The 19,368-nt window shown below is 67.8% G+C and carries 19 protein-coding genes; 14 read left to right on the top strand and 5 right to left on the bottom strand.

The annotated features are described in order from the left end of the window. Nucleotides 1–29 precede the first annotated feature (29 nt). The 10 genes from dnaJ (at nucleotide 30) to PQI66_RS04480 (ending at nucleotide 9,402) form a co-directional block, all read left to right on the top strand. Nucleotides 30–1,175, top strand: coding sequence for a molecular chaperone DnaJ (gene dnaJ / locus PQI66_RS04525; RefSeq protein ID WP_339996360.1), 1,146 nt, complete (start codon nucleotides 30–32; stop codon nucleotides 1,173–1,175). 14 nt (nucleotides 1,176–1,189) lie between these two features. Beyond that, on the top strand, nucleotides 1,190–1,978 hold the full coding sequence (locus PQI66_RS04520) for a 16S rRNA (uracil(1498)-N(3))-methyltransferase (RefSeq protein ID WP_339996358.1): 789 nt from the start codon (nucleotides 1,190–1,192) through the stop codon (nucleotides 1,976–1,978). A gap of 61 nt (nucleotides 1,979–2,039) precedes the next feature. Further along, nucleotides 2,040–3,131 carry a PhoH family protein gene (locus PQI66_RS04515; RefSeq protein WP_339996356.1) on the top strand — a complete coding sequence of 364 codons (1,092 nt, stop codon included), beginning with the start codon at nucleotides 2,040–2,042 and terminating at the stop codon, nucleotides 3,129–3,131. Beyond that, complete coding sequence (gene ybeY, locus PQI66_RS04510; protein WP_339996355.1) at nucleotides 3,128–3,721, top strand: rRNA maturation RNase YbeY; 594 nt, start codon at nucleotides 3,128–3,130, stop codon at nucleotides 3,719–3,721. The genes PQI66_RS04515 and ybeY overlap by 4 nt, the downstream gene beginning before the upstream one ends. Continuing rightward, entirely contained in the window at nucleotides 3,714–5,120 is a 1,407-nt protein-coding gene (locus tag PQI66_RS04505; protein WP_339996353.1) for a hemolysin family protein, read from the top strand. The genes ybeY and PQI66_RS04505 overlap by 8 nt, the downstream gene beginning before the upstream one ends. Next, the gene (gene era, locus PQI66_RS04500; RefSeq protein ID WP_445227995.1) at nucleotides 5,113–6,111 is read left to right on the top strand and encodes a GTPase Era; all 999 of its coding nucleotides are present in this window, start codon (nucleotides 5,113–5,115) and stop codon (nucleotides 6,109–6,111) included. The genes PQI66_RS04505 and era overlap by 8 nt, the downstream gene beginning before the upstream one ends. A 53-nt stretch (nucleotides 6,112–6,164) precedes the next feature. After that, on the top strand, nucleotides 6,165–6,689 hold the full coding sequence (locus PQI66_RS04495; protein ID WP_339996351.1) for a DUF4282 domain-containing protein: 525 nt from the start codon (nucleotides 6,165–6,167) through the stop codon (nucleotides 6,687–6,689). Between the two features lie 46 nt (nucleotides 6,690–6,735). Then, entirely contained in the window at nucleotides 6,736–7,521 is a 786-nt protein-coding gene (recO, locus tag PQI66_RS04490) for a DNA repair protein RecO (RefSeq protein WP_339996349.1), read from the top strand. A 79-nt stretch (nucleotides 7,522–7,600) separates the two neighbouring features. Continuing rightward, the gene (locus PQI66_RS04485) at nucleotides 7,601–8,272 is read left to right on the top strand and encodes an isoprenyl transferase (protein WP_445228003.1); all 672 of its coding nucleotides are present in this window, start codon (nucleotides 7,601–7,603) and stop codon (nucleotides 8,270–8,272) included. After that, nucleotides 8,269–9,402 (top strand): VIT1/CCC1 transporter family protein, encoded by a 1,134-nt coding sequence (locus PQI66_RS04480; RefSeq protein ID WP_339996346.1) that lies wholly within the window; start codon nucleotides 8,269–8,271, stop codon nucleotides 9,400–9,402. Before PQI66_RS04485 ends, PQI66_RS04480 begins: the two co-directional genes overlap by 4 nt. Before the next feature lie 43 nt (nucleotides 9,403–9,445). On the opposite strand, the gene PQI66_RS04475 is transcribed toward PQI66_RS04480, so the two are convergent. Beyond that, the gene (locus tag PQI66_RS04475) at nucleotides 9,446–9,862 is read right to left on the bottom strand and encodes a Fur family transcriptional regulator (RefSeq protein ID WP_339996345.1); all 417 of its coding nucleotides are present in this window, start codon (nucleotides 9,860–9,862) and stop codon (nucleotides 9,446–9,448) included. A 398-nt stretch (nucleotides 9,863–10,260) separates the two neighbouring features. On the opposite strand from PQI66_RS04475, the gene PQI66_RS04470 reads away from it, so the two are divergent. Together PQI66_RS04470 and PQI66_RS04465 are read left to right on the top strand one after the other, a co-directional pair. Beyond that, nucleotides 10,261–11,643 carry a glycine--tRNA ligase gene (locus tag PQI66_RS04470; RefSeq protein ID WP_339996343.1) on the top strand — a complete coding sequence of 461 codons (1,383 nt, stop codon included), beginning with the start codon at nucleotides 10,261–10,263 and terminating at the stop codon, nucleotides 11,641–11,643. A gap of 18 nt (nucleotides 11,644–11,661) precedes the next feature. Then, nucleotides 11,662–12,255 carry a hypothetical protein gene (locus PQI66_RS04465; protein WP_339996342.1) on the top strand — a complete coding sequence of 198 codons (594 nt, stop codon included), beginning with the start codon at nucleotides 11,662–11,664 and terminating at the stop codon, nucleotides 12,253–12,255. A 28-nt stretch (nucleotides 12,256–12,283) separates the two neighbouring features. Here the strand turns inward: PQI66_RS04465 and PQI66_RS04460 are convergent, their stop codons facing one another. Beyond that, a complete protein-coding gene (locus PQI66_RS04460; RefSeq protein ID WP_339996341.1) occupies nucleotides 12,284–12,805 on the bottom strand; it encodes a dihydrofolate reductase family protein in 522 nt (173 codons plus the stop codon). Nucleotides 12,806–12,939: 134 nt separating this feature from the next. After that, nucleotides 12,940–15,009, bottom strand: coding sequence for a TPM domain-containing protein (locus tag PQI66_RS04455; protein WP_339996340.1), 2,070 nt, complete (start codon nucleotides 15,007–15,009; stop codon nucleotides 12,940–12,942). A gap of 50 nt (nucleotides 15,010–15,059) precedes the next feature. On the opposite strand from PQI66_RS04455, the gene PQI66_RS04450 reads away from it, so the two are divergent. Then, on the top strand, nucleotides 15,060–15,728 hold the full coding sequence (locus PQI66_RS04450) for a YdcF family protein (RefSeq protein WP_339996339.1): 669 nt from the start codon (nucleotides 15,060–15,062) through the stop codon (nucleotides 15,726–15,728). Nucleotides 15,729–15,742: 14 nt separating this feature from the next. Beyond that, nucleotides 15,743–17,047 (top strand): deoxyguanosinetriphosphate triphosphohydrolase, encoded by a 1,305-nt coding sequence (locus PQI66_RS04445; protein WP_339996337.1) that lies wholly within the window; start codon nucleotides 15,743–15,745, stop codon nucleotides 17,045–17,047. Between the two features lie 15 nt (nucleotides 17,048–17,062). On the opposite strand, the gene PQI66_RS04440 is transcribed toward PQI66_RS04445, so the two are convergent. Together PQI66_RS04440 and PQI66_RS04435 are read right to left on the bottom strand one after the other, a co-directional pair. Continuing rightward, a complete protein-coding gene (locus PQI66_RS04440; protein ID WP_339996336.1) occupies nucleotides 17,063–17,497 on the bottom strand; it encodes a ribonuclease domain-containing protein in 435 nt (144 codons plus the stop codon). A 25-nt stretch (nucleotides 17,498–17,522) separates the two neighbouring features. Continuing rightward, nucleotides 17,523–19,337 (bottom strand): GMC family oxidoreductase, encoded by a 1,815-nt coding sequence (locus tag PQI66_RS04435; protein WP_339996334.1) that lies wholly within the window; start codon nucleotides 19,335–19,337, stop codon nucleotides 17,523–17,525. Nucleotides 19,338–19,368 lie beyond the last annotated feature (31 nt).

The raw sequence follows: 19,368 nt of genomic DNA, 5'->3' as shown, positions 1-19,368 counted from the left end.
CCAATTACGGTGAGAAGGAATCAGCCACCTTGGCACGTGACTACTACGGAATTCTCGGCGTCAGCAGCGATGCGTCGGACGCCGAGATCAAGAAGGCCTACCGACGCCTGGCCCGCAAGTACCACCCGGACGTCAACCCGTCCGACGAGGCCGCGGAGAAGTTCCGCGAGGCGTCCCTGGCGCAGGAAGTACTGACCGACCCGCAGAAGCGTCAGATCGTCGACGCCGGCGGGGACCCTGAGGAGCAGGGTCCCGCTGGTGGTGGCGGCGGTGGATTCGGCGGCGGTGGATTCGGGGACATCTTCGACGCATTCTTCGGCGGCGGCGCCGGTGGTGCGGGCGGTGGCCCCCGGGTCTCCCGCGTCCGGCCGGGCAACGACGCCCTGCTGCGGCTCCAGATGACCCTGGACGAGTGCTTCGCCGGGGTGGCCAAGGACGTCACCGTGGACACCGCCGTGCTGTGCGGGGTGTGCGAGGGTTCGGGCTCGGAGTCCAGGTCGGACCCGGTGACCTGCCCGACCTGTCACGGTCAGGGCCAGGTCATGGAGATCCAGCAGTCGATCCTGGGACGTGTGCAGGTCGCCCGGGCCTGCCCGCGGTGCCAGGGTGTCGGCGAGATCATCGAGGACCCGTGCCAGGAGTGCGCCGGCGACGGCCGGGTGCGTGCCCGCCGCGACATCGAGGTCAAGATCCCCGCCGGCATCCGCGACGGGATGCGCATCCGCATGTCCGGTGAGGGCGAGGTCGGCCCCGGTGGCGGCCCCGCCGGTGACCTGTACGTCGAGGTGCAGGTCAAGGAGCACCCGTACTTCCTGCGCGACGCCGACGACCTGCACGTCACCGTGAACGTGCCCATGGTTGACGCGGCTCTGGGAACCTCCGTGGAGGTCCCGCTGCTCGACGACTCCACGGCGACGGTCACCGTGGAACCCGGCACACAGCCGGAGGCGGTCGTGCGCGTCAAGGGCAAGGGCATGCCGCACCTGCGCCGCGAGGGCCACGGCAGTCTCATCGCCCATGTCGACGTGACCGTCCCGTCCGACCTCGACAAGAAGCAGCGTGAGCTGCTGGAGCAGTTCCGCGGCACCTCGAAGCACGTCGCCGGGCTGCAGTCCAGTGAGGACGAGCGCTCCGGGGGGCTGTTCTCCCGGTTGCGCCAGAAGTTCGGGCGCTGACAGGTGGGCCCGCGGTGACCGACCCCGTCTTCGTCGTCCCCGACCTCGTGGGCCAGCTGGCCCGTGTCGGGGAGTCCGGTGCGTTCACCCTCCCCGGGGCGGAGGCACGGCACGCCTCGGTGAAGCGGATCCGGGCGGGGGAGCCGGTCGTGCTCACCGACGGCTCGGGCGTCGGCGTGGCCGGTCGCTGGAACGAGGACGGCACGGTCGCCGGTGAGCGCCGGATCGCCGGACGGGACCCCCGCCCACGGGTCACCGTGGTGCAGGCGATCCCGAAGTCCGAGCGCGCCGAGCTGGCGGTCGACCTGGCCGTCCAGGCGGGCGCGGACCGTATCGTCCCGTGGCAGGCCGACCGCTGCGTCTCCCGCTGGACCGGTGGCAAGGGCGGGAAGTCCGACAAGTCCGCCAAGGCGCACGCCCGTTGGACCGCCACGGCGGTTGCGGCGATGAAGCAGTCCCGCCGGCTCTCCGGCGCCCACGTCGGCGAGCTGCTCACCGACATCGCCGACCTGCCGGCGCATCTCGCGCCACGGCCGTGGGACGGGCCGGCGGACCCGTCGGTGCGCGTTCTGGTCCTCCACGAGGATGCGGCCACCCCCTTGGCGGAGACCGACCTCGACGTCGACGAGGTCGTGCTCGTCATCGGCCCTGAAGGGGGAGTGAGCGACCGCGAGATCGCCGTAGTCACCTCGGGGGACGGTGCCCAGGCCGTCGTCCTCGGCCCGGAGGTGCTGCGCACCGCGACGGCGGCCGCGGTCGCGCTCGGCGCCATCGGGGTGCTCACCACACGGTGGGGACGCTAAGCTTCATGTATCAGCACGTCGCCACGTGTACCACTCATCCACAGGAGAACCCGGAAGTATTTTGAAGCAACCACCACGGAGAATCGCCTCCACCTCTGTCGAACTCGACCCGGACGCCGCACCGACGGTCTCGGGACTGGCCGACGAGAACTTCCGCATCATCGAGGACCACATCGACGCCGACCTGCTCAGCCGTGGAAACCACGTCACCGTGCGTGGTGAGGCGTCCCAGGTCGCCCGCGCCCGTCGCGTCCTGCACGAGCTCGAGGCCATGGCGGTCCGCGGCTCCGAAGTGACCCCGGACCTCACCCGACGCACCATCGACCTCGTCGACGAGACCGACCGCCGTGCCGACGCGGATGCCCGGGCGCAACTGCCGGCGGACGGGTCCGCGCGGGCCGGCATGGTGTCGGTGACCGGGGAGGCCATCGTCGAGCACCGTGGCCGGACCATCCGGCCCAAGACGGTGGGGCAGCGCAGCTACGTCGACGCCATCGACGCCTCCACCGTGGTGGTCGGCACCGGACCGGCGGGAACCGGCAAGACCTACCTCGCCGTCGCCAAGGCGGTGCAGGCACTGCAGAAGCGCGAGGTCAGCCGGATCATCCTCACCCGGCCCGCCGTGGAGGCCGGCGAGAAGCTGGGCTTCCTGCCCGGCACCCTCGGCGAGAAGATCGACCCCTACCTGCGGCCGCTCTACGACGCCCTGCGCGACATGCTGGACCCCGAGTCCATCCCCCGGCTCATCGAGTCCGGGGTCATCGAGGTCGCCCCGCTGGCGTACATGCGCGGACGCACCCTCAACGGTGCCTTCGTCATCCTCGACGAGGCGCAGAACACCACCCCCGCCCAGATGAAGATGTTCCTGACCCGGCTGGGCTTCGGCACCAAGATCGTGGTCACCGGTGACCTCACCCAGGTCGACCTGCCGAACCACCAGTCCAGCGGACTCAGTGTGGCGCACCGGATCCTGTCCGGGGTCGACGGGGTCACGGTGATGGAGTTCGACTCCAGCGACGTGGTCCGCCACCACCTGGTCGGGCGGATCATCCAGGCCTACGAACACTACGAGTCCGAACAGGCGGCCGAGGCGGAACTGGCACGTCAGGACCGGGCGGACCGGGCGGACCGGGAGAGAAGGAGAAACCGGTGAGTATCGAGGTATTCAACGAGTCCGGCTACGGCGAGGTCAACGAGGAGGAGTTGATCGACGTCGCCCGCTTCGCACTGTGGAGCCTGGACGTGCACTCCTCGGCGGAGTTGTCGATCCACATCGTGGACCTCGACACGATCGCGGACCTGCACGTCCGGTGGCTGGACCTCCCCGGTCCCACCGACGTGATGAGCTTTCCGATGGACGAGCTGACCCCGGGGTGGGGCCGTAAGGACGGCCCGCCCCCGGGTCCCGGTGTCCTCGGCGACATCATGCTGTGCCCGGAGTTCGCCCGCGGCCAGGCGGAACGCGCCGGCCACGGGCTGGCGCACGAGCTCGACCTGCTGACCGTCCACGGCGTTCTCCACCTGCTCGGCTTCGACCACGTCGTGCCGGAGGAGGAGCAGCGCATGTTCGCGCTGCAGAACGAGATCCTGGTCAACTGGTACGACTCCCAGGCGGAACGGGGCGTCTCCTACGGGCCGAAGCCCAGCGGAGCCGCAGCCTTCCCCAGCGCCTCGGACGCCGGGACGGACCGCTGGGTGAATCCGGTCCCCCCGCCGTTCAGTGAGCCGCCCGCCGATGCCTGATCCCGCCGTCGTCATCTCCGCGGTGGTGGCACTGCTGGTCGTCCTGCCGTTGGCCGGGGTGCTGTCTTCGACGGAGACCGCACTGGGGTCACTGTCGGTGGCCAGGGTGGAGTCCCTGGTCAAGGACGAGAAGCCCGGGGCGTCGCGACTGCTGCAGGTGGTACGTGACAGGCCGGACTACATCAATCTGCTGGTGCTGCTGCGTACCGTGTGTGAAGCCTCTGCGGCTGTCCTGGTCACGGTCGTGGCGCTGGACGTGGTGGGCCAACGCAGCTGGTCGGTCGCCGTGTCGATCATCGTGGTCACCCTGCTGATCTACGTTGTCGTCGGTGTGGTGTCCCGGACCATGGGACGGCGCAACCCGTACAGCGTCTCGCTGCGCTCGGCGACCGTGCTGGTCGTGGTGCGTAAGATCCTCGGCCCGCTGTCCAGGGTGCTGGTCTGGCTCGGCGGGGTGGTCACCCCCGGTCGTGGGCTGCGCACCGGTCCGTTCGCCTCGGAGATCGAGCTGCGCGAGATGGTGGACATCGCCCAGGAGCGCGGCGTGGTCGAGGTCGACGAACGTCGGATGATCCAGTCCGTCTTCGACCTGGCGGACACGACCGCCCGGGAGATCATGGTCCCGCGACCCGAGGTCCTGTGGATCGAGGACGACAAGTCCGCCGCCCAGGCGGTCCGGTTGTGCGTCCGGTCCGGGCTGTCGCGGGTGCCGGTGGTCGGCGAGAGCGTCGACGACATCGTCGGGGTGGTCTACCTCAAGGACCTCGTCGCGGCGACGTACGACGCCTCGACCGCCGACCGTGCCGTGCCGGTCCGCGACATGATGCGTGAACCGGTGTTCGTCCCGGACTCCCGCAACCTGGACGACCTGCTCGAGGACATGCAGCGTGACCAGGTGCACATCGCCGTCCTCATCGACGAGTACGGCGGCACGGCCGGCCTGGTCAGTATCGAGGACATCCTGGAGGAGATCGTCGGCGAGATCAGCGACGAGTACGACGACGGCGACGACGTGGCCGTGGAGAAGATCACCGACGGTGTGTACCGGGTCGAGGCGTGGATGAGCCTCGGCGACCTCGCCGAACTCTACGAGGACGTCGACCTGGAGTTCTCCGACGAGATCCTCGACGAGGTCGACACCGTCGCCGGCCTGGCCGCGTTCGAACTCGGCAAGGTCCCGCTGCCGGGTGCCGAACTGGACGTCGCCGGGCTGCACCTCACCTGTGAAGGCGGCCGTGACCGGCGCGGCCGGATCAAGGTCCGCACCGTGGTGGTCGCCGGGCCGACGAGGCCTGCCCGCGGGGACAATGACCTGCACGACGACCCCGACCGGGGATCAGACAACACACCGGACACTGACGTGCCGGACAACACCAGAGACAGGATCGACCATGAGTGACACCGCCGACTTTCCCGACGTCCCCGATTTCCCGGACTTCCCCGACGAGAACGACCTGACCGCCGCGGCCGCCGCCCCGGTGGACTTCAGCGCGCCGGAGGGGTTCCGCAGCGGCTTCATCAGCTTCGTCGGCCGCCCGAATACCGGCAAGTCGACGCTGACCAACGCCCTGGTCGGTGAGAAGATCGCGATCACCGCCGACCAGCCGGAGACGACCCGCCACCCGATCCGGGGGATCGTGCACCGCCCGGACTCCCAGATCATCGTGGTCGACACTCCCGGCCTGCACCGGCCGCGGACCCTGCTGGGTGAGCGACTCAACGAAGTCGTCAAGGAGACCTACGCCGACGTGGACGTCATCGGGCTCTGCATCCCGGCCGACGAGAAGATCGGCCCCGGTGACCGGTGGATCCTGGACGCCGTCCGTAAGGCTGCGCCGAAGACCCCGGTCGTCGGTATCGTCACCAAACTCGACAAGGCCTCCAAGGACCAGGTCGGTGCCCAGCTGATGGCGTTGCACGACCTGTTGGACGACGGGGAGGTCGTGCCCGTCTCCGCCACGGGCGAGGTCCAGCTGGACGTCCTGCTCGACGTCGTCACCGGCCTGCTGCCGGAGGGGCCGAAGTACTACCCGGACGACCACGTCACCGACGACGACCGGGACACCCGGATGTCCGAGCTCATCCGGGAGGCGGCGCTGTCCGGGCTCCACGACGAGCTGCCGCACTCGGTCGCCGTCCAGATCGACGAGGTGCTGCCCTCCCAGGACCGGGAGGGCGTTCTGGACGTCCACGCCGTGATCTTCCTGGAACGCGAGGGGCAGAAGCGCATCCTGCGTGGCAAGGACAACCGCCGGTGGGGCCGGATCATCCACAACTCCCGGCAGAGTCTCATGGACCTGCTGGGGCAGAACGTGTACCTGGATCTGCGGATGAAGGTCGCGAAGAACTGGCAGTCCGACCCCAAACAGCTGGGACGCCTCGGGTTCTGAGCGGGTGGTGATAGTGTCAGTCTGACCCGACACGACGTTCCCAGGAGATCTTCATGACGACCCCCGGCGACAACAACAACAGCAGCAACAGTAACGAGAACAACGGTGAGTACCGCGCCAACCGGTGGAGTAATCCCGCCGGTGGTGACCAGCCCCCGAACGGCTACCCGTCTTTCGGTGCCCAGCCGCAGCCGGGCCCCGGCACCTACGCCGCCCCGATGGGGGCGGGGGCACGTCAGGACTCCTTCTTCTCCGCCCTGTTCGACTTCAGCTTCACCCGCTACGCGACACCGTCGATCATCAAGTTCGCCTACGCCCTGGGTTTCGCGTTCATCGCACTGCTGTGGGTCGGCTATGTGCTCTTCGCCCTTATCGCGCCGGCCAGCGAATTCGGCGTCGGTGGTTTTGTCCTCGGTCTGTTCGGCGTCGTCATTCTCACCGTCGGGATGCTCTTCATGCTGATGTCCCTGCGGATGATGCTGGAGTTCTACCTCTCCAACATCCGTATCGCCCAGTCCGCACAGTCGATCGACCAGCGACTGCTGGAGCGCCAGGGTGGTCAGCCCGGACGGTACTGACACCTCGTCCGACCAGTGCGCGGCCTCCAGTCGTACACTGGTCACCATGTCCAGAAGCCCTCGTCCCCAGTACCGGGACGAGGGCTTTGTCGTCCGTACCCACAAACTCGGTGAAGCCGACCTCATCGTCGTTCTGCTCACCCGCGAGCACGGACTGGTCCGCGCAGTCGCCAAGGGGATCCGCCGGTCCAAGTCGCGCTTCGGTGCCCGCCTCGACCGGTTCTGCCTCGTCAACGTCCAGATCTACCCAGGACGCAACCGCGCCAGGCCGGACGGAGGCCTGGCGAACGTCACCGACGCGGTCACCGTCCGCACCTTCGCCCCCCAGATCAGCACGGACGTCGACCGCTACTACGCCGGCGTGGCGATGCTCGAGATCGCCGAGCTGACCGTGCAGGGGTCGGGCGAGGAGGCCGGTCACGTCGTCGACCTGCTCGACCAGTCACTGGCTGCCCTGGCGGCAGGGGGCGTGCTTCCCCCGCGCACCCAGGCCGACCGGTTCGTCCTGCAGTCGCTCGGCATGGCCGGATGGGCACCGAGTCTGGTGAACTGCGCCCAGTGCGGTCGTCCGGGGCCGCACTCCGCCTTTCACCCGCTCGCCGGTGGAGCGGTGTGCACGGCGTGTCGTCCGCCGGGCGCGTTCACCCCGCCGGCCCAGTCCGTCCGGGTGCTGTGGCTGCTGTCCCGCGGGCACCCCGGCGACCTCGCGACGGTGGCGGAGGTCGCCTCCGGGGCGGACGGGCCACGGGTGCTCGGTATCGCCCATGAGCTGCTCCTCGCACACGTGAAGAACCAGACGGAGTCGGGCTGTCGGGCGTACTCCTCCCTGTGAGTGACGTTCTGGCACAATGTTGATCGTGAGTACACCTGAGATCCCCGCTGAGTTCATCCCCCGTCACGTCGCGATCGTGATGGACGGCAACGGTCGTTGGGCGCAGGACCGGGGACTTCCCCGCACCGACGGGCACAAGCGTGGTGAAGGTGTGCTGATGGACATCATCGACGAATGCCTGGACCTCGGGGTCGACTACCTGTCCGCCTACGCCTTCTCGACGGAGAACTGGCGCCGGAGTGCCGACGAGGTCCGCTTCCTCATGGGATTCAACCGTGACGTGCTGCGACGGCGCCGGGACGAGCTTGACGCGAAGGGTGTGCGGGTCATCTGGGCGGGACGCCGCCCGCGGCTGTGGCGCTCGGTGATCTCGGAGCTGAAGAAGGCGGAGGAGCAGACCCGGGACAATACGCGCATGACCCTGGTGATGTGCGTGAACTACGGTGGACGGGCCGAGATCACCGACGCGACACGGGCGATCGCCGCCGAGGTCGCCGCCGGCAGGCTCAGACCCCGCGACATCACCGAGAAGACGGTCTCTGCCTTCATGAACGACCCGGGCATGCCGGACGTCGACCTCTTCCTGCGTCCGTCGGGTGAGCAGCGTACCTCCAACTTCCTGCCGTGGCAGTCCGTGTACGCCGAGATGGTGTATCAGGACGTGCTGTTCCCCGACTTCACACCTGCCCACCTGCGGGCGGCGGTGCTCGAGTACGCGACACGGGACCGGCGGTTCGGCGGTGTGAAATGACTGACGAGCCGACCCGGCGTCAACTCAACCGCTGGCGCCGGTACCTCGCCGACGAACGTGCCGAAGGTGCGGTGTACCGGGAGCTCGCGCGCCAACGCACCGGGGAGGAGCGGGAGATCCTGCTCGGCATCGCCGAAGCGGAGTCCCGCCATGAGGAGTACTGGCGGGCACGCCTCGGCGACGAGGTCGGCCTGCCCCAGAAGGCGGGGTTCAGTACCCGGCTGATGGCGTGGATGGCCCGCAGGTTCGGGTCGGTGTTCGTGCTCGCTCTGCTCCAGTCCGCGGAATCCCGCAACCACTACCTCTCGGACAAGGACGCCACCGAACAGATGGCGGCGGACGAGGCGATCCACGCCGAGATCGTCCGTGGGCTGGCGGCCCGGGGCCGGGCGAAGATGTCCGGGGACTTCCGGGCGGCGATCTTCGGGGCCAACGACGGTCTCGTGTCGAACCTGGCCCTCCTGCTGGGGATGTACGGTGCCGGTGCCGGGCAGGCGACGATGCTGACCGCAGGTATCGCGGGCCTGCTGTCCGGTGCGCTGTCGATGGCGGCCGGGGAGTACGTGTCGGTGACGAGCCAGAAGGAACTGCTGGAGGCCTCGGCACCGGATCCGAAGGCCAGCACCGCGGTACCGAAGCTCGACGTGGACAAGAACGAGCTCGAGCTGGTCTACCGGGCGCGTGGTATGGACCCCGACGCGGCAGGTGCCAAGGCCCGCGAGGTCTTCGCCGAGCTGTCCCGTCTCAAGGAGATCAGACACGCCACCGACGGGGTCGGGGAGGACCCGGAGATTGTCGGGGGACTGGACTCCGGGGCGGGGGAGCCCACCGGCGAGGACGCCCCGCAGGACGGCGGTTCCGGCATGTCGGCGGCAGTCTCAAGCTTCCTGTGCTTCGGGGTGGGGGCACTCGTGCCGGTGGTCCCGTTGCTTGTCGGGATGGTGGGGCTGCCCGCGATTGTCCTGTCGTGTGTCCTGGTCGGGGTCGTGCTGCTGGTCACCGGCGGGATGGTCGGACTGTTGTCCGGGATGTCCCCGTGGAAGCGGGCGCTGCGGCAGCTGGCGATCGGCTTCGGGGCGGCGGCGGTGACCTTCATCCTGGGCACGTTGTTCGACGTCGCTGCGACGTAGGAGCGTCGTGGACCACCAGGGGCGGGGGGTCCGGCGGTCCCCGTCAGCCTCGGCGCTGCTGCCGGGCGCAGTCGACGCAGAGCCCGAAGACGTCGGCGGTGTGCCCGGTCATCACGAAACCGTGCTGCCGGGCGACGTCGGCAGCCCAGCGTTCCACCGGGCCCCCGTCGATCTCCACGGCCTTCCTGCATGAGGTGCACACGAGGTGATGGTGGTGGTGCACGGAACTGCAGCTCCGGTAGAGCATTTCACCGCTGTCGTCCTGCAGCGTGTCGATCATTCCCTGGGTGTTGAGCTGCTGGAGGGTGCGGTACACCGTGGTCAGACCGACCTTGTGGCCGCGTTCGCTCAGCGTGGCGTGGATGTCCTGCGCGCTGGCGAATGTCGTCAGTCCTTCGAGAGTGTCGACCACGGCCGCGCGTTGGCGGGTGTTTCGCTGTCCGATCCGGGGAGTGTTCATCGTGACCACCACCCTATCCTTTCCCCGGCGCGGAGGGAGCGGAAACGGTGGCACAGTCAGGGGAATGTACAGGTCAGGGTGTCTTCTTCGGGGTGGTGTGGTCGGACTTGACAGGGGTAGTGGAGTCGCCGTAAATTGGGTCCAGTTCCCCAGGGATGGCTTGTCCCCCCCCTAAGTCCATCCCATCAAACGGGGAACAAGGCCCCATCCTCTTCGGAGGACAGAGTGGCCGGGACCCGCGATAACCCCCCCTTTCGCGGGTCCTTTTTATACGTTCCGGAGGGTCCCCGGGATCCCGTGGACCCGGAGGTGTCCCAGGTACCACCAGGCCGGTAGTATGGGCGTGATTGTCTGAACGACCATCAATCCCCACCGTCTACGAGGAGTGCCCCGAGCCCATGGCCGCAAGTAACATCGAGACCGTCGTCAACCTCTGCAAGCGCAGGGGACTGGTGTTCCCTGCAGGTGAGATCTACGGCGGTACCCGTTCCGCCTGGGACTACGGTCCCCTCGGCGTCGAACTCAAGGAGAACATCAAGCGCCAGTGGTGGCGTCACATGGTGACCTCCCGTAAGGACGTCGTCGGTGTCGACACGTCGGTCATCCAGCCCACGCAGGTGTGGGAGGCCTCCGGGCACGTCGAGGTGTTCACCGACCCGCTCGTGGAGTCGCTCTACACCCACAAGCGGTACCGCGCCGACCACCTGCTGGAGGCCTACGAGGAGAAGCACGGTCACGAGGCGCCGAACGGTCTCGCCGACATCAACGACCCGGTCACCGGCCAGCCGGGCAAGTGGACCGAGCCGCGGGAGTTCTCCGGCCTGCTGAAGACCTACCTCGGCCCGGTGGACGACAAGGAGGGCCTGCACTACCTGCGCCCGGAGACCGCACAGGGTATCTTCATCAACTTCAAGAACGTGATGGGTTCGTCCCGTCAGAAGCCGCCCTTCGGTATCGCCAACACGGGCAAGTCGTTCCGCAACGAGATCACCCCGGGGAACTTCATCTTCCGCACCCGCGAGTTCGAGCAGATGGAGATGGAGTTCTTCGTCAAGCCGGGGGAGGACGAGGAATGGCACCAGAAGTGGATCGACGACCGCTTCAACTGGTACGTCAACCTCGGCATCGACCCGGAGAACCTGCGTCTCTACGAGCACCCGAAGGAGAAGCTGTCCCATTACTCCAAGCGCACCGTGGACGTGGAGTACGCCTTCAACTTCGCCGGTTCCAAGTGGGGCGAGCTCGAGGGCGTCGCCAACCGCACCGACTACGACCTGAAGACCCACGCCGAGCACTCCGGTGAGGACCTCAGCTTCTTCGACCAGGAGTCCGGCGAGCGGTGGATCCCGTACTGCATCGAGCCTGCCGCGGGCCTGGGTCGTGCGATGATGGCCTTCCTGGTCGACGCGTACTTCGAGGACGAGGCACCCAATACCAAGGGTGGTGTGGACAAGCGCACCGTCCTGCGTCTGGACCGTCGTCTTGCGCCGGTCAAGGTCGCTGTGCTGCCGCTGTCGAAGAAGGAGACGCTGACGCCGACGGCCGAGAAGGTGGCGGAGGAACTCCGTGGTCTCTGGAACGTCGACTACGACGTGTCCGGCGCGATCGGACGCCGGTACCGCCGGCAGGATGAGATCGGTACGCCGTTCTGCGTCACCGTCGACTTCGACACCCTGGAGGACAACGCCGTCACCGTGCGCGAGCGTGACACGATGTCGCAGGAGCGGGTCAGCCTGGACAAGCTGCAGGGCTACCTCGCCGAGCGCCTCGCAGGCTGCTAGGCAGAACGGACCTCACACATGCCGAACCCTGACATCCGCTGGACGGTCCCGTCCGACGGGCACACCTTCCCGATCTACGCCGGAATCCCCAGTGACATGGACCGGGTGGGGGAGTACTCCGTGGAACGCGACGTCGCGTCGATCCGTTTCGGCGGCGACACCTGGCAGCTCGACGCGGACAAAGGCCCGACCATGACGGCGACGACCGGCGAAGCCACCGGCTCGCAGGTGTTCACCGCCGTGGGAGACGCCAAGAGCTTCGGGGCGTCGAAGAACGTCAGCTGCACCGCCGACCGGCACCGGGTCCTGATCCACGCGGAGAGCAAGAAGGATTTCGTCCTGTTCCGGGCTCCTGCCGAGCAGGACGCACCCTTGGACCTCGGGAAAGCGGAGAAGATCGGGCAGTTCAGCTCGGAGAACGGTGGGCTCAAGAACGTCCACGTCTCCTTCGAGGGCGCCGGCGAGAAGCTTCCGCTGGATGTCCAGGTGTTCCTGTCCTGGGTGGCCCGTCACGCGATGGAGACCCGGGTGTTGTCCTCCACCTGGCGGCTGTCGATCTTCCTGATCATCCTGATCCCGTTCCTGGTGCTGTACTTCCTCGGATTCCTCTGAGGCGTCCCTTGAGGCCCCCTCGGGGGTGTCACCTGACAACGCGGAACCGGGCGCACACCATCGCCCGGTTTCTCTGTGTGTCGAGCAACTCCAGGGTGAGCGGCCGGGGGAGCAGTGGTGCACCGTCGCCGAGCATGACGGGTGCGTACTGTATCCACACCTCGTCGAGCAGTCCGGCGTCGACGAACTGGCCGGCGAGGTCGCCGCCGCCGACGATCCAGAGGTCGCGTTCTCCGGCGGCCTGGGTCATCCGGGCGTGGACATCTCGCAGCGGGGCTGAGGTGAATCGGATGTCTGCACCGCCGACCGCGGGGAGGTCGCGGTGGGTGAAGACCCAGGTCGGGACGGTGTAGCCCCACCCGTCGTCGTTCGCCAGGATCCACTCGTAGGTGGTGGCTCCCATCGCGATGGCACCGATACCCTCGACGAACCTGGTGGGGGACATCGGTCCCTCCCAGTCGAAGTCCTGGGAGGTCAGCCAGTCGAGTGAGTGCTCGCGTGTCGCGATGAAGCCGTCGAGGCTGGATGCGGTGGAGTAGTGGGTCGTCATATGGGCCAGGCTAGCCGTCCTGGCGCTGCTGTTGCCTCACCTCATGCTGCCGATTACGTTCGGACTCGATGGCGGTCCAGGAAAACCCCTGGTTGGTTGAGGCGGGCGGCGTAATTCGTGACCGGAGTCGGCTGTCAGAAGCCGAAAGAGTCGCTCCCTCCGCCGAAGTCGCCGCCCCCGCCTCCGAAGCCCCCGCCGCCGCCGAAGCCCCCGCCGAAACCACCGTTACCGCTGAGGAGTGAGCCGAGGAGCATGCCTGCGACGAGGTTCCCGCCACCTCCGCCACCGTGGTAATTGTTGCGACGGTTGTAGTCGTCGATGTCCCGACGCGCCATCTGCGACGCCTGGCGAGCCAGTGCATTGGCTTGCTGCGCGGCGGTGAATGCCGCGCGGGGCTTGGTGTCCCGCTGTGTGCGGGCGGCGTCGAGGGCCTGGGCCGCGGACTGGGCGGAGGACCGGGCTTCGACACCGATCATACGGCCACGGGTGTGGATCGTGTCCTCCACGGCACGCAGGTGGTTGGTGGCATCGGTGATGGTCCGGTCGACCATGCCCAGTGTGCGTTGGTAGTTGTTCTCTGCGCCGCGGGCCTCGTCCAGCTGGATGTCGAGTTCGCCGTCGGCGTCCAGGAGCTCGGAGTAGGTTCCCAGCGGATCCCTGTCGCCCCTCTCCCGCGCCGACTGGAGTGCGTTCCTGGCCTGCTCCACGGCCTTGCCGAGCTCTGCGCGGTCAATCTCCGCGTTGCTGGCAGCGAGGTGGGTGGCTTCGGTGATCTCCTCGTCCACTTCCTGGATCAGTGAGTCGAGGTTCTTCTGCGCCTCGAGCAGCTGGGACTCCGCATGCTCGACCGCGGAGAGCTGGCTGTCTGCCTGATTGATGGCCAGGTGTGCCGCGCCGGCGGCGTCGATCAGTTCTCCCTGCTGCCCGGCGGGGAGGTTCAACAGTTCCCGGGCGCGTGTGATGGCCTGTTCCGCTTCAGCGATCTCCGCTTCGGCGATGTCCGGGTTGTCGGACACGGATTCGAGGAGTTCGGGATCCACCTTGCTGGCCAGTTCCTCCAGGATCTCCCGGGAGCGGGGGATGCGGGAGCGAAGTTCCACCGTCTGCTGGAAGAACTTGTCGACGATGGCAGGTGCGTCGATCAACTTCTCGCGTAGGGTGGCGAAGCGCTCAGCCTGGTCCCGCAGGTTCTGTTCCGCTGTTCCACAGGAGGAGATCATGTCGATCAGCTGCGCACGCTCCTCCTGCTCCCCGCTGACCAGACCGTTCTGCAGCCGCTGGTGGGTGTCGTACGCCGTCGTCAGGGCCTTCTTCGAAACATCCAGGGCCTTGCGCAGATCACGCGTGCGTTCTTCGCCGAACTCGGCCTCGGCGGTGTCGAGTTCCTGGTGGCCCTTGCGGATTGACTCGTCGGTGCTGTGCAGTTCCTCGCTCGCGAGCGTACGCAGCACATGGGTGGGCTGCTGGGAGAGGTCGTCCGTGTTCTCCGGCGTGATGGTGCGCGCGGACTCGAGCTGTTCCGCCTCGTTCTCCCGCTTCTTCTTCCGCGAGTACCAGATTGCGCCACCGGCACCGCCGATGACGACAACCGCCGCCCCGCCGCCCCAGGCGTAGGTGGAGGCGGGCGTGACGTCCGCGACGACGTCGGCGACGGCTTGGCCACCGGCGGCCCAGTTCCCTCCGGCCATATTGTCTTTGACCGCCGACCGGACGTCGTTGACCACTGACTGGCTGACCTGGTCTCCCCATGCGAGCCCGGCTCGCTCGGAGCTGTCAACGACCAGCACGAGACTGTTGGAGATGCCCAGCCCATTATTTAGCTGTTCGGCGACGTTGTTGAGGTCCCCCGAGATACCGTCCGTGTACACCAGGTACGCCTTCACCCCGGTCTCGGAGGGTCCCTTGGCCAGGGTCTCCTCGATGGAACTGCGTTCGGAGTCCGACAACACGCCCGCCTGGTCGACGACCTGTGAGTCCAGGGTGATGTCGGTGGCGGAACCGGTGTCTGTCGCAGCCCCCTGGGCGAGGACCGTGGCGCCGGCGGTACCGGCGACGACGGGTGCCGACTCCGCGGCCGCCGTCCCGAGCCCCAGGACAGCACCGGTCCCGACGCCGAGACCAGCCACCCCGGCGACGGCGACGGAGGCGGCGAACCGTCGGAGTCTGATACTGGTGGCGGGCCGGGAGTGATTCGCAGCATACATGCACCCCACAATAACGAAATCCCCGAACTCGGGTGCGTAGTCTTAGTCGCATGAACGGCAGAACCATCGGCAGCACCGCGGGACGAACCGTCGGTGCGGGTATTCGTGGACTGATCTACATGGTCATCGGCACGGTCGTCATCGGACTGGTCATCATGCTCGCCACCGCAGCACACGTCTGGGCCTACGCACGCCAGGACGACCGCGCCGGCGCGGACACGATTCTGGTGCTGGGGGCGGCGCAGTACAACGGCACGCCGTCACAGTGGTTCGCGGCACGGCTCGACCACGCCGCGGAACTCTACGAGGAGGGCGTCTCGTCACACATCACCACGATCGGTGGAAAGCTCGACGGCGACGTCTACACCGAGGCGGAGGCCGGGGCGGCCTACCTCCGCGAGAAGGGCGTCCCCGACGACGCCATCACCGAGGTGAACGAGGGGATGGACACTCTCGGATCGGCCGAGGCATTCGCACCGGTCGCCGAAGAGAACGGGTGGGACCGGGTTCTTGTTGTGACCGACCCCAACCATTCCCTGCGTGCGACGAATATGGTGGGGGACCAGGGGGTCGACGCCCATGCATCGCCCACCAGGCAGGGGCCGGCGGTGTCGAGCCGGAAGGAGCAACTCGACGCCATCATCCATGAGACCGGCGGTCTGCTGTACTACCGGGCGACGGAGGAAGGCGGCGGTGACTACACCGTCGACGAAAACTAGAGGAGTCATTCAGCGTGCAACGGTACGGCTACACCGCCCACGACCTGGAGCGCATCATCGACGTGCCCGGGAAATCACTCGGCGTCGACGGCGCGGTTCCTGACGCACGCGATGACTTCGACCGGGACCGGGCCCGGGTGCTGCACAGTGCGGCGTTGCGGCGCCTCGCGGACAAGACCCAGGTCGTGGGCCCGGGGTCCGGCGACACCCCGCGCACGCGTCTGACCCATTCCCTGGAGGTCGGGCAGATCTCCCGCGGCATCGGCAAGACACTGGGTGTGGACCCGGACCTGGCTGATCTGGCGGGTCTGACCCACGACATCGGCCATCCCCCTTACGGCCACAACGGTGAGCGCGCCCTGGACGAGGCCGCGGCGGCCTGCGGCGGCTTCGAGGGGAACGCCCAGACGTTGCGCATTCTCGTGCGCCTCGAACCGAAGACGGTCGGACCGGACGGTCAGAGCTACGGGCTGAACCTGACCCGGGCGTCCCTCGATGCTGCGTGCAAGTACCCGTGGGGCCCGACGGCCCCTGACGGCACACCGCGACGCAAGTACTCCTGCTACGCCGACGACCTGGACATCCTCGCGTGGATCCGGGACGGTGCCGAGGAGGGGCGGAAGTGCCTCGAGGCGCAGATCATGGACTGGTCGGACGATGTCGCCTACTCCGTGCACGACGTCGAGGACGGCATCGTCTCCGGTCGCATCAGCATGAATGTGCTGTGGGACCTGGTGGAGCTGGCCACACTGGCGGAGAAGGGGGCCAGGGCTTTCGGGGGCGACCCCGAGGAACTGCTCGACGCCGCCGACCGTCTGCGGCGGATGCCTCCGGTGGCCCGCGCCGCGGACTTCCACGGGACCCTTCAGGACCTCGCCGCGCTGAAGGGGTTGACCAGCGAGTTGGTGAGCAGATTCGTCACGGCGTCGGTCACGGCCACACGTGAATCCCACCTCGGCCCCGCCACTGACGGTGACCGTCGCGTCCCGTTGGGGCGTTATGCCGCGGACCTCGTCGTCCCCGCCGAGGTGAAGGCGGAGGTCGTCCTGCTGAAGTCCCTGGCTGTGCTGTACGTGATGGACGAGCACCGCCACCTCGCGGAGCAGGAACGGCAACGCGACCGGATCTTCCGGGTCACGACCTACCTGGCACAGGGTGCACCCGGCAGCCTTGACCTGCTGTTCCGTCCCTGGTGGGAAGCGGCGGCCACGGAAGCGGAGAGACTGCGGGTGGTCATCGACCAGGTGGCCTCGCTCACGGAGGCGCGACTGGAACGCCTCGACCGCTCCGCCTCCGCCATCAGCGCAGCCTGGGGCTGACGGACCGGTCGGCCGTCAGTCCTCGGCGTCCGGGATAGAGCAGAAGGACCCGTAGTGGTCGGCCGTGTAGTACCAGACATCGGGGTCGGTGTCCGTCCCACCGCCGACGACGATCCGACGCGCCCCGCGATGGTCCAGGCCCGGAGTGGAGACCGTGTACTCCCGGTAGTAGCTGCCGGGCTCGTCGGGGAGCAGTCCCTCGTAGTTGCCGAAATGCTTGCCGTCGTGGTCAGGATGGGCGAAGTCGCCGTCGTCGAGGATCGAGTCGATGACGTCGTCGGCCTGGTCGGGCAGCGTCGACACGGCGCAGGTGTCGCCGACGCTGCTGCCACCCCCGCTGCCGGCGTCGGTGTCGTCGCCGGTGACAGCGTCGAGTCCGAAGTACCCTGCGACGAGGATGACCGCCGCACCGGCTACGCTGCCGACCACCTTGTTGTTCCGAGTGCTCACAGCACGTCAGTACACCACACCGCGGCTAGATCTTCACGTCCGGCGTGACGTCCTCGGTGGCTTCCGGTTCGACCTTCGGCACGGTGGTGGGCCGGTCGGAGGACACCGGGGTGATCGGCAGCCGCAGTGCGGCAGGGGCGCTGTCGGGGACGACGGGCCTCTCCGGGCGCACCGGCGTAACCCGCTGGTAGGCGTGGACGGACTCGCGCTGTTGAGGGCGGGGGTCGTCCTCACCCTTGTTCGGCCAGAGTGCCGCCGCCCGCTCCGCGTTCGCCGAGATCGACAGTGACGGGTTGACCCCGGGGTTCGCCGTGATCGACGCACCGTCGGTGACGAACATCGAGGGGTACCCCCAGACACGGTGGTACGGGTCGACGACCCCACGGTCCGGGGAGTCGGCGATGGTGCAGCCCCCGAGGAAGTGTGCGGTCAACGGGATGTTGAATACCTCCGACCAGACACCGCCGGCGACGGCCTTGGGGAAGTGCGCCGCACCCCGTCGGGTCGCGTCGTTGCCCTCCGGGATCCAGGTCGGGTTCGGGTCGCCCTCGCCCTGCCGGCTGGTGAGGAACCGTAGTGGTCCGAAGGTCTTCAGACTCGTTGTCAGGGAGTTGTCGCGGGCCTGCATCACGAGGTTGATCATCGTGCGCTCCGACCAGCCACGCAGGTCCAGGACCAGCTTGACCGCCGACGGGTTCTTTGCCAGTTGGCGCAGGAACTCGACCCAGCGCGGCCATGCCGTGTCACCGTCGGTCACGAGGGTCTGCAGCAGGCCCATCGCATTCGAACCCTTGCCGTACCTCACCGGTTCGATGTGGGTGTCCGGTGCCGGCCAGTAGCTGGAGGTGATCGCCACGCCGCGGGAGAAGTCGTGGTCGGGATCGGGTTTGTCCAGTCCGACGCCCAGCAGCGCCTCCGAGTTGGTGCGGGTGAGCTGGCCGAGATGATCGGAGATCCGGGGCAGCGTGCCGTCCTCCTTTCCGCGGTGGAGCAGATTCTGGGTGCCCCAGGTGCCGGCGGCCATGACCACGTAGTCGCTGGTGAAGGTCCGGCGCTTCTTCCGTCCGACAATCGGTGCGGTCGTCTCGGTGGACACCGTCCACCCCGGGGCGTCGTCGGCACCGGTCTTGTTGATCCCGGTCACGGTGGTCCGGTCGTGCACCGTGGCCCCGGCCTGCTCGGCGAGGTAGAGGTAGTTCTTCAACAGGGTGTTCTTTGCGCCGTGGCGGCAGCCGGTCATGCACTCGCCGCACTCCGTGCAGGCGGTACGGTCCGGGCCGACACCGCCGAAGTAGGGGTCGGCGACGGTCTCGCCTTCGTCGCCCTCCAGGCCCACCTTCTTGCCGAAGAAGACGCCGACCGGGGTCATCCGGAAGGTGTCACCGACGCCCATCTCGTCGGCGACCTTCTTCGACAGCCGGTCGGCGGGCGTGACCGTCGGATTCGTCACGACCCCGAGCATCCGTCGCGCCTGGTCGTAGTAGGGGGAGAGCTCGTCCTCCCAGTCGGTGATGTGGTCCCAGGCAGGGCTGTGGAAGTAGTCCTCCCCGGGCTTGTAGAGGGTGTTGGCGTAGTTCAGTGACCCGCCGCCGACACCCGCGCCGGCCAGGATCATGGCGTCCTTCAGCAGGTGGACCCGCTGGATCCCGTACAGACCGAGCTTCGGCGCCCAGAGGAACTCCTTGAGGTGCCAGCTGTTCTTCGCGAATTCATGGTCGGCGAAGCGACGACCCGCCTCGATGATGCCGACCTTGTAGCCTTTCTCGGTCAGCCGGAGCGCGGTCACGGATCCGCCGAATCCGGACCCGACGATCAGGACGTCGTAGTGGGTGTTGCTCATGGTGCACTGCTCTTCTCTCCACACCGCGGTC

It is taken from the genome of Corynebacterium sp. USCH3 (assembly GCF_037619475.1).
GTDB lineage: Bacteria > Actinomycetota > Actinomycetes > Mycobacteriales > Mycobacteriaceae > Corynebacterium.
Note: the sequence above shows the minus strand (reverse complement) of the source record. Positions and strands in the feature narration are given on the sequence as shown.

Bases quoted from the DNA above. Each gene is read 5' to 3' on its own strand.
- PQI66_RS04505 (WP_339996353.1), top strand. From the start codon at position 3,714: ATGCCTGATCCCGCCGTCGTCATCTCCGCGGTGGTGGCACTGCTGGTC.
- era (WP_445227995.1), top strand. From the start codon at position 5,113: ATGAGTGACACCGCCGACTTTCCCGACGTCCCCGATTTCCCGGACTTC.
- PQI66_RS04495 (WP_339996351.1), top strand. From the start codon at position 6,165: ATGACGACCCCCGGCGACAACAACAACAGCAGCAACAGTAACGAGAAC.
- recO (WP_339996349.1), top strand. From the start codon at position 6,736: ATGTCCAGAAGCCCTCGTCCCCAGTACCGGGACGAGGGCTTTGTCGTC.
- PQI66_RS04485 (WP_445228003.1), top strand. From the start codon at position 7,601: ATGGACGGCAACGGTCGTTGGGCGCAGGACCGGGGACTTCCCCGCACC.
- PQI66_RS04480 (WP_339996346.1), top strand. From the start codon at position 8,269: ATGACTGACGAGCCGACCCGGCGTCAACTCAACCGCTGGCGCCGGTAC.
- PQI66_RS04475 (WP_339996345.1), bottom strand. From the start codon at position 9,862: ATGAACACTCCCCGGATCGGACAGCGAAACACCCGCCAACGCGCGGCC.
- PQI66_RS04470 (WP_339996343.1), top strand. From the start codon at position 10,261: ATGGCCGCAAGTAACATCGAGACCGTCGTCAACCTCTGCAAGCGCAGG.
- PQI66_RS04465 (WP_339996342.1), top strand. From the start codon at position 11,662: ATGCCGAACCCTGACATCCGCTGGACGGTCCCGTCCGACGGGCACACC.
- PQI66_RS04460 (WP_339996341.1), bottom strand. From the start codon at position 12,805: ATGACGACCCACTACTCCACCGCATCCAGCCTCGACGGCTTCATCGCG.
- PQI66_RS04455 (WP_339996340.1), bottom strand. From the start codon at position 15,009: ATGTATGCTGCGAATCACTCCCGGCCCGCCACCAGTATCAGACTCCGA.
- PQI66_RS04450 (WP_339996339.1), top strand. From the start codon at position 15,060: ATGAACGGCAGAACCATCGGCAGCACCGCGGGACGAACCGTCGGTGCG.
- PQI66_RS04435 (WP_339996334.1), bottom strand. From the start codon at position 19,337: ATGAGCAACACCCACTACGACGTCCTGATCGTCGGGTCCGGATTCGGC.